The 12387-nt window shown below is 41.2% G+C and carries 13 protein-coding genes; 10 read left to right on the top strand and 3 right to left on the bottom strand.

Annotation, left to right across the window (positions count from 1 at the left end):
- Positions 1-6: 6 nt before the first annotated feature.
- Both IQ230_RS26345 and IQ230_RS27250 read left to right on the top strand, forming a co-directional pair.
- Entirely contained in the window at positions 7-231 is a 225-nt protein-coding gene (locus IQ230_RS26345; protein ID WP_228054495.1) for a hypothetical protein, read from the top strand.
- A 414-nt stretch (positions 232-645) separates the two neighbouring features.
- Positions 646-780, top strand: coding sequence for a hypothetical protein (locus IQ230_RS27250; RefSeq protein WP_265576178.1), 135 nt, complete (start codon positions 646-648; stop codon positions 778-780).
- Between the two features lie 9 nt (positions 781-789).
- Here the strand turns inward: IQ230_RS27250 and IQ230_RS01640 are convergent, their stop codons facing one another.
- Positions 790-1908, bottom strand: a complete 1119-nt coding sequence (locus tag IQ230_RS01640; RefSeq protein WP_193930209.1) for an AI-2E family transporter — start codon at positions 1906-1908, stop codon at positions 790-792.
- 501 nt (positions 1909-2409) lie between these two features.
- On the opposite strand from IQ230_RS01640, the gene IQ230_RS01635 reads away from it, so the two are divergent.
- From IQ230_RS01635 to IQ230_RS26335, 8 genes are all read left to right on the top strand, one after another.
- Positions 2410-2784 (top strand): hypothetical protein, encoded by a 375-nt coding sequence (locus IQ230_RS01635; RefSeq protein ID WP_193930207.1) that lies wholly within the window; start codon positions 2410-2412, stop codon positions 2782-2784.
- 21 nt (positions 2785-2805) lie between these two features.
- The gene (locus tag IQ230_RS01630) at positions 2806-3594 is read left to right on the top strand and encodes a peptidoglycan recognition protein family protein (protein WP_193930205.1); all 789 of its coding nucleotides are present in this window, start codon (positions 2806-2808) and stop codon (positions 3592-3594) included.
- Positions 3595-3817: 223 nt separating this feature from the next.
- On the top strand, positions 3818-4621 hold the full coding sequence (locus IQ230_RS01625) for a bacteriorhodopsin (RefSeq protein WP_193930203.1): 804 nt from the start codon (positions 3818-3820) through the stop codon (positions 4619-4621).
- 468 nt (positions 4622-5089) lie between these two features.
- Positions 5090-5650 carry a CAP domain-containing protein gene (locus IQ230_RS01620; RefSeq protein ID WP_193930201.1) on the top strand — a complete coding sequence of 187 codons (561 nt, stop codon included), beginning with the start codon at positions 5090-5092 and terminating at the stop codon, positions 5648-5650.
- A gap of 92 nt (positions 5651-5742) precedes the next feature.
- Positions 5743-6702 carry a TIGR03885 family FMN-dependent LLM class oxidoreductase gene (locus IQ230_RS01615; protein ID WP_193930199.1) on the top strand — a complete coding sequence of 320 codons (960 nt, stop codon included), beginning with the start codon at positions 5743-5745 and terminating at the stop codon, positions 6700-6702.
- Positions 6703-6863: 161 nt separating this feature from the next.
- The gene (locus tag IQ230_RS01610; RefSeq protein WP_193930197.1) at positions 6864-9032 is read left to right on the top strand and encodes an amylo-alpha-1,6-glucosidase; all 2169 of its coding nucleotides are present in this window, start codon (positions 6864-6866) and stop codon (positions 9030-9032) included.
- A gap of 116 nt (positions 9033-9148) precedes the next feature.
- A complete protein-coding gene (locus tag IQ230_RS26340; RefSeq protein WP_228054494.1) occupies positions 9149-10063 on the top strand; it encodes a hypothetical protein in 915 nt (304 codons plus the stop codon).
- A gap of 58 nt (positions 10064-10121) precedes the next feature.
- Positions 10122-11150, top strand: coding sequence for a di-heme oxidoredictase family protein (locus IQ230_RS26335; RefSeq protein WP_322742251.1), 1029 nt, complete (start codon positions 10122-10124; stop codon positions 11148-11150).
- A gap of 205 nt (positions 11151-11355) precedes the next feature.
- On the opposite strand, the gene IQ230_RS01600 is transcribed toward IQ230_RS26335, so the two are convergent.
- Positions 11356-11778: an AI-2E family transporter gene (locus IQ230_RS01600; RefSeq protein ID WP_193930195.1), complete on the bottom strand. Its 423-nt coding sequence runs from the start codon at positions 11776-11778 to the stop codon at positions 11356-11358.
- A 365-nt stretch (positions 11779-12143) separates the two neighbouring features.
- Positions 12144-12387: HIT family protein (locus IQ230_RS01595; protein WP_193930193.1), on the bottom strand; the 244-nt coding region annotated here is incomplete at its 5' end.

Raw genomic sequence — 12387 nt, 5'->3', positions numbered from 1 at the left:
CAATTATTGCAACGAATACGTTGGATAGAGCGTTTCTTACCTCACACTGTAGCCGTCATACTTGTCTTTCTCTTAAGTATTTTTCTTCTACTAGCTATAGTTTTCACAATTGATTTAGCGATTTTGTCACAAGGCAAACAACTTATCAACCAAGCCCCAGAACTCTTAAATAGTGTTCTACCTGCAATAGAACAACTAGAACAAGCCCACAGCAATTTAACTTTCAAGTAGATTTTGAGGCTATTGAAGAACAAATTCGCAATCAAGCCTTAGCTGGAGTAGGATTTGGCTTTGCTACATTACAAGCCCTATTACTAATATTGTCAATTTAATTATTATTGCTGCGATCGCCTTGTTTATACTACTTGCTGGCAAGCGATTATGGTATTTTCTTTTATAAGTTTTTCCCTCTCATTGGCGCAATAAAATAACTCATGCAATTCAACACAATTTTCTCAGTTTTTTCTGGGGACGTTTTCTTTTGTCACTCTTCTTTGGCGTCTCAGTTTACGTTGTTTTGCTACTATTATAAGCACCCTTTGCTTTGTTACTTGCTACGATCGCCGGAGTATTTGACTTAATTCCTGGTATTGGCGCAACAATCGGAGTTGCCTGAGTATCAATTATCGTTATTACCCTGTTTTCATGTTTTTTTCCTTGCTAGTAGGTGCAAGAATTGCAGGTTTAGGCGGTGTTTTTCTATCAGTGCCAATTGCAGGCGTAATAATTAGTTTATTTGAATTAAATAAACTTCAAGCAGATCAAAAGGAGCATGGTTAGTCATTGAACTTAGACTTCTTTCCACTCCTCACTAATTTCTGGATCGTAATCTGTATTAGTATCATAAATGACTTCCTCATGCATCACTTTAGCTTGGGGGTGACGCCATTTATCTAAAATATCTATAAACAAGACTTCCTCTAACCATGTTTTGGCAATAACAGTTAGTGGTAGTGCCATCAATAATCCTAATGCACCGAAAAAGCCTGCAAATAATAACTGTGCTGTTAATGTAATAGCTGGTAACAAAGCTACTTGATGTGCCATGACTAATGGAGTTAGCCAGTAACTTTCGATATTTTGAATAACTATGTATAGTATGAGAACCGCAACTGATTTCCAAGGAGCATCAAGGAGTGCGATCGCGATCGGAAATACTGCACTCAATGTCGGTCCAATATTAGGAATAAAGTTCAATAAACCAGCAAGCATTGCATGGGCTAAGGCTAAGGGTACGCCAATAATCCATAATCCCAATCCACTTAAGACTGCAATAAATATTCCTTCAATCACTGCACCAACAGCCCAACTTCCCAATGCAACATCACACCGTGTCAAAATCTCATCGACTCGACGGCGATAGAATGAAGGAAAAAGTCGGATAAATGACTGACGATACGGCTGAGGCTGTGCTAGCAACATCAGTGTTAACACCAGGACTAAGAGAAACTGTAGTAATGCGGTAATCGAAGTTGAGAAAAAGTTAACAGATTGACCTAATAACTGAGTAACAATCGGCTGAATTTGTTGAATTAAGCTACTAATATCAGGTAAGTTACCTGGTAAATTAGGAAATCGTTCGACGATCTGCAGTTCTAACCAACTTAGCCAAGTTTGAATTCGCACCAAGCCTGTAGGAAGTAGAGCAATAAGTTGTTGAAATTGTTCAATAAATGCAGGTACAATAAGGACAAAAAAGCCAACGAGAAGCGCCAATAAACTTGTTAAAGTAATTAAAACTGCCCAACCGCGTTTGACGTTTAATCTTTGTAGTTGTAAAACTAACCGATTTAAAGCTGTTGCTATTACAACTGCCGTAAGTAAGAGTAGAAGCAGCTGCCGAATCTGCCAAAGGATATACAAAGAAATCAGCAGAACAATTAAGCCAATCCATCGACCGAAATTCACAGCGAACCTTACTCCTCTGATTGAAAGATTTTTGTAGCTATTTTTGAATAATTAAACGATGGTGGATCTCAATAATACTATGCCTTAATTTCAGGTTATTGTGGCAAGCATCAGTAGTAAACATGATTTAATCCATCCGGATGCTACTTTAAGGTTATATGAATAGGCTATAGAGGAGCGGACATCATTTGTGTTTCTCGCTAAGTAAGAGGCTGTTACTCAAATTATTTAGGTTTAAAAATTATACTCTGCGATCGCACTACTTAAACAAGATAATTTTATGACAAAATTTGCCTTTTTAATTTCTGTCACTCTCTCGTCACAATTGTTTCAAATACTGATCGTTAGCAGAAATTGTTCAATGGTGTTGATTTAAGAATACGAGTTTACATGGTATTTCAACTTGGTATTACCGTATGATCCTTGCCAGAAAAACGTGTGATATACAAATTTCAATGCGCTCAAAATCCTGATAAGTGACTGTAATTTGAGGTAAATAGTATGCAGGGGCACAAGCTTAACCAAAACTCTTTGCTTGCACAAAGAAATTTTAGCAACCTGACTCGTACAGAAATTAATCAGAATACAGCAACGCCGAATCAAGTAAATATACCTAACACAGGTGCTTTTTGGGGGTCTTTAGGCTTACTTACTGGTGGATTCATTTTTCTCAGTATGCTGTCTAAGCTTCGTAAACGAAAACAAAGTCATGTTGTTATCGATTTACAGCAACTAAATAAGATTCCTTGTAGCAACTGTCGCTTTTTTTCTAGCAATCCTTATTTGAGGTGTGCTGTTAATCCTAAAATTGCTTTAACGGAGGAGGCAATTAATTGTGCAGATTATTGCCCTCAAGCTAAAAAAATGTTTCACTAAAGTGAATTTTAAATTAAAAACATGAGGCGTTTAGTTTGGATTAGCGTATTTACCAGTGCTGTATTAGTTTGCTTTTTTACTTTTAGTTTAGCTCTTTGGCACGTACCACAACCGAAAACAAAACCAATATCAAACATAGCCGGATCATGGGGTCAACCAGCTAATTCACAAGCAATCGCAACTTCTGTAGAAGCACAATTATTCAGCAATTCCCAAAGCGCATATCAACCAAATTATGAAGTTGTTCCGGTACACCCAACGAATTATGGTGCAAGACTGACTACCGATATTAATGGCGTTCCTGTTACCAATCAACCAATTGTTGTTTTACATGAAACAGTCAGTTCTGCTGCAAGTACAGTTAATTTTTTCCAAACACCTCATTACAACGAAAGGCAGCAAGCAAGCTATCATGCATTAATTAAACTAAATGGAACAGTTGTTTATCTTGTCCCACCAGAATATCGAGCTTTTGGTGCAGGAAATTCTGTTTTTGATGGTACTTCAGGACCAGAAGCTGTAAAAACTCATGCAAATTTTCCTCCTTCTGTGAATAACTTTGCTTATCATGTAGCACTAGAAACTCCACCAAGTGGCAGAAATAATGCAAGAAGACATAGTGGTTACACAGAAGAACAATATCGTTCGCTTGCTTGGTTAATAGCCCAAAGTAGCGTTCCGGATAATCGAATTACGACACATCGGGCAGTTGATCGGTCAGGTACGCGAATAGATCCGCGAAGTTTTAACCTAAACAAATTTTTGCAAATTCTTCGTACCAACCGACAGCAAGAGAAGAGAAGTACATAAGACTAAAAATCTGCTCTATTTCTACTTGCTGATGTTACCAAGAATACAACGTACACTCTAAAAAAATGACTCTATTTTAATTTGTATTCATCCTTCAGATAGAAGATGAAAAAGCAAGAATATCCCCTTATTTATAAGGAGTATCAACTATCAAAATATTGTTGTAAAATACTTTTTTTGTTGACTTTAATACACTTTTCCTCATTAATTTTCTGGAGGAGCAATGGATTTAGAAGCTATATTTCACTGGCTTTATATTGTTGGAATGGCTGTTGGTGCGATTTACTTTATTTCGCTAAGCACAAACCCGCGTGGTATACCGCAGTATGAGTATTTAGTTGCAGCATTTATTCCTATTTGGTCAGGATTAGCTTATCTCTCAATGGTTTTACCACACGGAGAATTAGAGCAAGGGAAAGTTGCAGTTGCTGGGCAAATAACCCACTACGCACGTTATTTAGACTGGGTTGTCACGACGCCTTTATTATTATTAGCTCTATCTTGGACAGGGATGCATCGTTTACCAAAAAAAGATTGGGTGCTGCCTGCTGCATTGATGATGACTCAGGTAATTGTTGTTGTGTGTGGCTTAGTTGCTGATTTGTCTGTGATACCTTGGGTGCGCTATTTGTGGTACATCAACGGTGTTGTTGCATTCTTGGTTGTGATGTGGGGAATTTGGGGACCATTACGCGCTAAAACGCGCAGTCAAGGAGGCGATTTATCAAGTTTTTACGATCGCCTAACAACATATTTCACCGTGTTGTGGATTTGCTATCCCTTAGTGTGGATTTTGGGACCTTCAGGATTTCGGGTCTTCAATCAAACAGTTGATACTTTTCTATTTTGTTTAATTCCCTTTTTCTCCAAAGTGGGATTTAGCTATTTAGATTTGCATGGATTACGCAGTATTAGTAGCAGTGTTGCTGAAAGTAGTACAGATAGTACTGTAGGAAATGTCATGCAGTTTTTCTTAAGAACACCCAGACGCAACCGATTATCGACGCGCAGAAGAAGCTATGACTAATAACACAGTTGCGATCGCTAGCATGACACAATTACAGTCAATATTAGGAGACTGCAATGACACAAACACAATGAACGCCAAGAAGTGCGATCGCATTCCTCTAAACCCCTAGCACAAATCTGCAGTGCGATGTTTAGAGTTTCCTATGCTTTACCAAATATCAAGCTTGTGGTGATGCGGAGATCGTCTCTTAAGTAATATTAGCGATTTCGCGTTCTCTTGTTTCCCTGGTTGTCAATCGCTGGAGGAATTGTGGCATTTTAGTCATGAGTTAGGTTGCGCAAATTGCAGGTATTGGCTTAGTCTTGCTGAGGACAATTTGGTAATTTATTTGAACATGCGATCGCACTTCAGTTAAGGGTGAATTTTACAAATAGGGAAGAAATTGCCACTTTTTGAACTTCCAGCTTAGGGTAGAAGAGTCAGTGAATCTACGCGTATTAAAGCTTTAGCTAGTACAGCATCTGCATGAACAAAAGTCGATTTTTGTGGAGATTATGTGTTTTAAGTACACCTATTGCCTTGATTTTAGGAGGGTGTGAATCTGTAAGAGAATTGGTCTTATCAATACCTGGCGCAGATCAGTTCATTAATCAACCGTTACCTTCAATTCCTGCACAAACACCAAACATTGCTGAAATGGAAGTGGCGATCCGCCAACAAATTAATAAAATTCGCTTGGAGAACAATTTGCAACCGCTGGAAAACAACGAAAGATTAGCCCAGGTGGCACGGCAATATAGTCAAAGAATGGCGCAGGAAAATTTCTTCAGTCACACAGGACCAGAGGGTGATACTCCGGCACAGCGAGTGCGCGATGGTGGAATCATGTATTTAATGGTGGGCGAAAATTTGTTTCGCAGTTCAAATATCTCCGATCCTGTCCCTGTTGCAGTTCAGGGATGGATGGAGAGTTCTGGACATCGTGAAAATATTTTACGTTCCGTCTTTGCTGAAACCGGTGTGGGTGTTTGGCGCGAAGGAAATCAGTACTACATCACGCAAATGTTTTTGCGATCGCTTCTTTAGATAGCGTTTTGCTTTTAAGGTTGCTGCGTACGGGTAAGCAGGGGCAGAGGAAGCACAGGAGAATAATTAATTACAAATTACGAATTAGTATTATGGTTAAGTTTGGCTACCACTGTTCGCACGAACAATTTAAACCGAGTACTCTGCTACAATACGCTCAAGCTGCTTATAGTGCAGGATTTCAGCGGATATCATGTTCGGATCATTTTTATCCGTGGAGCGATCGCCAGGGCGAGAGTGGTTATGCCTGGTCTTGGTTAGGTGCAGCAATGCAAGCTGTACCCTTGACTTTTGGCGTTGTTTGTGCTCCAGGACAGCGCTATCATCCAGCGATTATTGCCCAAGCCGCAGCAACATTAGCCGAAATGTTCCCCGAAAGGTTTTGGGTAGCTTTGGGTAGTGGTCAAGCTTTAAATGAGAAAATTACAGGTGATCGCTGGCCTGCTAAAGAAGAACGTAACGCACGTTTACAAGAGTGTGCCGAGATTATACGGGCTTTATGGCGAGGCGAAACAGTCACTCGTTACGGTTTAGTCTGCGTAGAAGAAGCAAAGCTTTATACTCGCCCTCAAGTTCCCCCTAAAATTATTGGTGCAGCGATTACACCACAAACTGCTGAGTGGTTAGCAGGGTGGGCAGATGGGATGATTACAATATCACACCCATACGACAAATTAAAAGAAGTCGTAGAAGCGTTTCGGCGTGGTGGTGGAGAAAGTAAGCCAATGTATCTTAAAGTACAGCTTTCCTATGCTGCAGATGAAGCAACAGCACTTGAGGGTGCTTACGATCAGTGGCGGACAAACATTTTTACAAGTCCAGTATTAGCCGATTTGCGCAGTCCTCAGCAATTTGATGCGATCGCCGATTTTGTCAAACCAAGGGATATGTATCAATATGTCCGCATCTCCCCCGATCCCCAACAACACATCGAATGGTTACAAAAAGATATTGACCTGGGCTTTGAAGTTATTACATTACACAACGTCAACCGCGAACAGCAGGCGTTTATTGATGTCTTTGGCGAAAAAGTTTTGCCAGCACTTCAGTAAGTAGTTTTGAGTTTTGTTAGCGTAGCGGTGCCTTAGCACGTTTTGAATTATGAGGAGTGAGGAGTGAGTTTACCTAATTGAAAACTCGTGGATGATGACCAGTTACCAATTACCAATTACCAACCTTCACATTTATTTATTATCTATTTATCAGGAGTTATATGCGCATCACCGTCGGTCCACCAATTTTAACCATTAATCATGGCGGAACGTTCATGGTTACTGACCTGGATGGTCAAATTCAGCAAGATGGTTTTTTGGGAATTTTTGCCGAAGATACTCGTTTTTTGAGTTACTACGCCTGTTATGCCAATAGTAGTTCGTGGGTACGTTTGCGCTCAACCACAACGACATATTATGCATCACGAGTTTATTTAACGAATCCAGAAATTATTACTGAAGAGGGAAATATTGAACAAAATTCTCTATCTTTAATCATTAGCCGTACAGTAGAACATGGAATTCATGAAGATCTTGATCTAACAAACTACGGACTCAGACCAGCAAAGTTTACTCTAGAAATTGCGTTGCGATCAGACTTTGCCGATATTTTTGAAGTGAACTCTGGTCAATTAGTGCGTCGGGGCTGTTTGGAAACAAACTGGGATAATGAGAAAAAAGAACTGCATACGATCTACAAAAATAAAGATTTTTTCCGCAGTTTAATTTACCAACCGCGTAACTATGACTCAAAACCCCACTACGCAAATGGTCGGATTAACTTTGAAATTGCATTAGAACCAGGCGAAAGCTGGCACACCTGTGGGAACTACATTTTGGTAGAAAATGACCTAAAACGCGAACCGATCCATATTTGCTACTACAAAGCAGTCGATGAAGAAATTAACACCGAGTTAGAAAAACTTTATCATCGTTGGTTAGAAACAGTTACAGAAGTGACAGTTACCAATGAAGAAGTTTATCGAGCATATCGTCAGTCGGTTAGTGATATGGGTGCATTACGACTGTACGATTATGATTTTGGTCCTGATGTATGGCTTCCAGCGGCGGGTGTACCCAAGTTTGTCACTCTTTTTGGGCGTGATAGTTTAATTGTCACGCTGCAAAACATGATTACGCACCCTGGTTTTGCTCGCGGAACGTTAAAGAAACTCGCGCAGTTGCAAGCTACAGAAATGGACGATTGGCGCGATGCCCAACCAGGCAAAATATTACACGAGATTCGCAAAGGAGAACTCGCACATTTCCAGAAAATTCCACATACGCCTTATTATGGTACGGCAGATGCAACAACTTTGTATCTTATTGTGCTGCACGAGGCTTGGAAATGGACAGGTGACGACTCCTTGTTGCACGACTATCGCGATACGATCTTGCAGTGCTTAGAGTGGATTGATCGCTACGGCGATCTGGACGGTGATGGATTTCAAGAATATCAAACGCGATCGCCCAGTGGTGTCGAAAATCAGGGTTGGAAAGATTCAGGAGATGCCATTGTCTATCCTGATGGTAGTCAAGTAAAAGCACCAAAAGCTTTGTGTGAATTGCAAGGTTATGTTTTTGATGCGTGGATGCGCATAGCAGAAATTTTTGATTATTTAGATGAGAGCGATCGCGCTAGTCATCTACGCACTAAAGCGGCAAAACTCCAAGCACAGTTTGAAGAAACTTTTTGGTGTGAAGACATCGGTTTTTATGCTTTGACACTTGACCCTGATAAAAAGCCAGTGCATACTATTGCGTCAAATCCAGGACATTGTTTGTGGAGTGGTATTGTCTCTCCCGAACGTGCAGCACAGGTTGTGCAAAAATTACTTGCACCAGATATGTACAGTGGTTGGGGTATTCGTACTTTATCAGCGAATAATCCTGCATTTAATCCTTTCTCTTACCATCGAGGGAGTATCTGGCCTCATGACAATGGCATTATTGCCTTAGGGTTGAAGCGCTATGGCTTCAAAGAAGAAACAGCGCGGCTAGCGCGTGACCTTTTTGAGGCAACAAGCTATTTTGCTAGCTATCGTTTACCTGAACTTTACTCTGGTGTGACCAGATCGCCTGGTGCTTTTCCAGTACCATACATTGAAGCTAATGTTCCTCAAGCTTGGGCGGCTGGTTCAATCTTTCATTTATTGCAAGCAATTTTAGGCTTGCAGGCAGATGCTCCTAAGAAACTCCTTTATGTCGATCCTTGTCTGCCACATTGGATACCGGAGATTACTCTCAACCGTTTAGAGGTTGGCGAGGCTTGTATTAAATTACAATTCTGGCAAGAAAATGGAGTCACTCGCTGGGATGCAACTCTTCAGAAAGGTGAGATTGATGTTAAACAGAAGTCTTGGCAACCTTGGAAAGTTGAGGCTGATTAACGAACCGCAGAGGATGCGAAAAACGGATTCGATGGAAATTTAGCGACTGAAACCTATCAAAGCAATTAGCTAAAAGCTAACGGCTAATTGCTTTTAGCTTTAGTAGTGAGGTACGTATGCGATTACGTCCAATAATTATTTTGATTTCTTTGATTGTTCTTGTCGGGTTTATTGCCTTTCGCATTGAACTCGCACTTCCTGGAACACCACCAAGTCTTTACAACACATATACACCATTAACGAAGGCTGCACCGCAGGAAATTGGTTCTTATGATGTGTTAGGTCATGCAGTAAGTCAGGCGGAAGCTGACCAACTGTTGCAAACTGAGATAGGAAGACAAGAACTTTCGCCAGAAAATGGTGCAGTAGAAGTTAGTGAAGAACTTGTCGATCTCGGTCGTAAAGCGTTTTACTTAGAAACGTTTGGCAATGAGTATTTATTTACTGATGTCATCGGAATTCTGGATGGACCGTTGAATATTGGGAGTTTGAGCAAAGCAATCTTGGCATTGGGAGGAAAACCAACAACAAATTTACAAGTCACTTTGGATGAAGATGTTACGGTAGGTAATCGCACTTTTAGTGCAGGTACAGTACTTAATACAGGTATCGATGTTCCCAAAGGTTCGCTGTTTCCTTTAGGAATTCGCTCGTTTCTAGATCGAGGGAAAGTACGTGTCGGCGTGACTTGTGCGTTGTGTCATGCCGCAGTAAGTTCAGAAACAGGTCGCGTTTTAGAGGGTGCGCCAAATAATGATGTAGACACGGGTTTAATTATTGCATTTGCAAGTAACTCCGCAGCATTGTTTCGTCAAGCAAGTGCTAATCCTACAGAAATGCCATTAGGCGATCGCATTTACATTAACAAAGACGGACAAGAAGCCCGTCTACCAGATATCAAAGCAATGGAAGATGCAGTTGATACTGACTTGCTATCTTGGCCTCCTGGAAACTTTACCTCAAATGGAGACTTAAAAAAACAATCCCTCACAAATTCCCTCATCTTACACTCACGGCTCTTGGCCTTATAGTTGGAGTGGTGTTGCTTCTATTGGCTGGTTCCACGGTTTAACAACATTAAATAATGCTGTGTTTGGTGTCAATGCAGATCCCGCAACGACAGCTGATGCGGGTGGCGAACTCTTGGGAGTTGATAAAGAGATTTATCTAGGGACGATGCTGCAAAATGCCTCCAATTCTAAATTCCGCTTGCCAGAAAAAGTCAAACCGTCAGAATTTTTTGAGAAAATTGATCCCACCCCAGGAGAACCAGGTTTCAACGAAGTGATCAAAATGCCAGAATACCCCAAAGGTAGTTTATTTATGCAGAACGGGTTAATGGCAGCTTCTCCAGGATATAAAGTTGCAGAACAAATTAACGGTATGTCGGCGTATCAAAACACCTTAGCGCCACCACCGTATCAACCTACAGATGATAGCGAAGTTTTAAAACATGGTGCTGCAATCTTTAATAAAGCAGGTTGTGTCGATTGTCACAGCGGACGCTACTTTACAAACCACGATGTGATTGCTCAACGCAAAATTGGTACGCAACCATCCCGCGCCCAAGCATCAAAAGGTTTTGCTAAACTATTTGTTCCACCTCAAACTTATCCACCTAATGTATCGGTTCCTTTGCCTCCTGATCCTCCTGTTATCCCAGTTCCTACCGATATCACACCCAAAGAAGATATTGAACTAGCTTACGCGCAAAGCGATCCTCTAGGAGGATTCAAGGTTCCTAACTTAATTGGACTTTACCTGAGTGCCCCATATTTACATGATGGAGGTGTTGCTGCAAGTTCAGAAGCACTCAAACCTGATAAAAAAGGCTTTAAGGTAGCTAACCCCGATCAGTTAGGAATAGCTGGTACGTTACTACAAAATATCCAACCCGATCCAAGTGCGAGTTTGCGGGTACTTGTAGATCGCAATCTGCGTAAACCTGTCGTTGCTGCAAATCGTGCTAATTCTGATTTACAACGAGTTAATGTCGATGGTAGCGGTCACAATTACTGGGTTGACAAACAAGCTGGTTTTTCTGTCAAAGATCAAACTGACTTAATTCAATTTCTACTCTCGATTGACGACGATCCAGAAGTACTACTTGATCGCTAGATCCTCGCCATTCTTTTTACAACAGCAGGAGTGGGGTTGCTGGGCAAGCTGGAGGAAGTGAGGAACGAGGAGATACAGTGTTGAGTGCTGAGTTTAAAAGAGTTATGAGTTATGAAGAGTCTTTTAATTCAAAATAATTGCCTCCGGCACGCTTACGCGAACAAATCTCAGGACTATTCACTAGCCACTAGCTACTACTCACTAATCACTCACTTCTCGCCCCTCTTTGAGAACCAAGGACGCCGAACACAGCACCCATTGCTAAAACTGCAACGAGTGTAATTGCTGGTGGTAAAGAGACAGTTTTCTGCTGCACAATTGGTGTGACTACATTGCCTTCTAGCTGTTGAACGACAAGATAAAATATTGCAACGTAAACTGCGGGCATAAAACCTTGGCTAATCGCAACAACAATTGCGGAAACTGCGGAAAGAATTGGTTCGACAACAGGAATAAACTCTAACAATCCGGTAATGACCCCTAAAACTAAGGCAAGGGAGATATCAAGCAAGGTCAATCCAATTCCAATTACAACCTCGATCGCAATCATGGAAATGACTCGTCCTAACAGCCAAGCACGTAGTACATGGACAACACCTGCAATAACTTCTCGAACGCGATCGCTCACATCTTGCACCTATCAGGAAAACCACTAATACATGAATAAGTAGTGTAAGAAAGTGACAGCAGAAGCGGAAATTCGCTTTTGTGGCAGAGAGTAATTCAGAAAACTTGATTTGTAGAGAAATTACGTCAGCAGGAACGGCACAGGTGCTTTTACAGTTGACGATAGGGTGACGTCGAGGTAAGTTTCCTAAGATTACCCACTTCAGTAAAGAAGTGTAATCAGCTTCGGTGCGCGAAGCACGTCGGCAGCAATGGGATTTTAGGCACAATTGAGTGGTGGAATTTCCGCCTTACCTTTTCAAAGCTTGCCTTTGTTGCCAACGCTTAATCAGCTTCGTTTTCGACGTAGCTCTATCGTTGTCAATGTTAATCTTCCATTTGTAGCCTTTCCAAAAGCTCGTTTTTATCATACTGTGCTGATGGCAGTTTTGGCCACGCATCCAGCCCATCACCATCGAATCGCGGTATCAGATGAAAGTGTAAATGGAACACTGATTGCTGCGCTGATACTCCACTGGCGTGCAGCAGATTCGTTCCCGATGAACCTATTCGATGATTGTAGTGGATGGCAAGACTTTGGACGGTAGCGCTCACTATTGTGAGCAGGGCT

Source organism: Gloeocapsopsis crepidinum LEGE 06123 (assembly GCF_015207655.1).
GTDB lineage: Bacteria > Cyanobacteriota > Cyanobacteriia > Cyanobacteriales > Chroococcidiopsidaceae > Gloeocapsopsis > Gloeocapsopsis crepidinum.
Note: the sequence above shows the minus strand (reverse complement) of the source record. Positions and strands in the feature narration are given on the sequence as shown.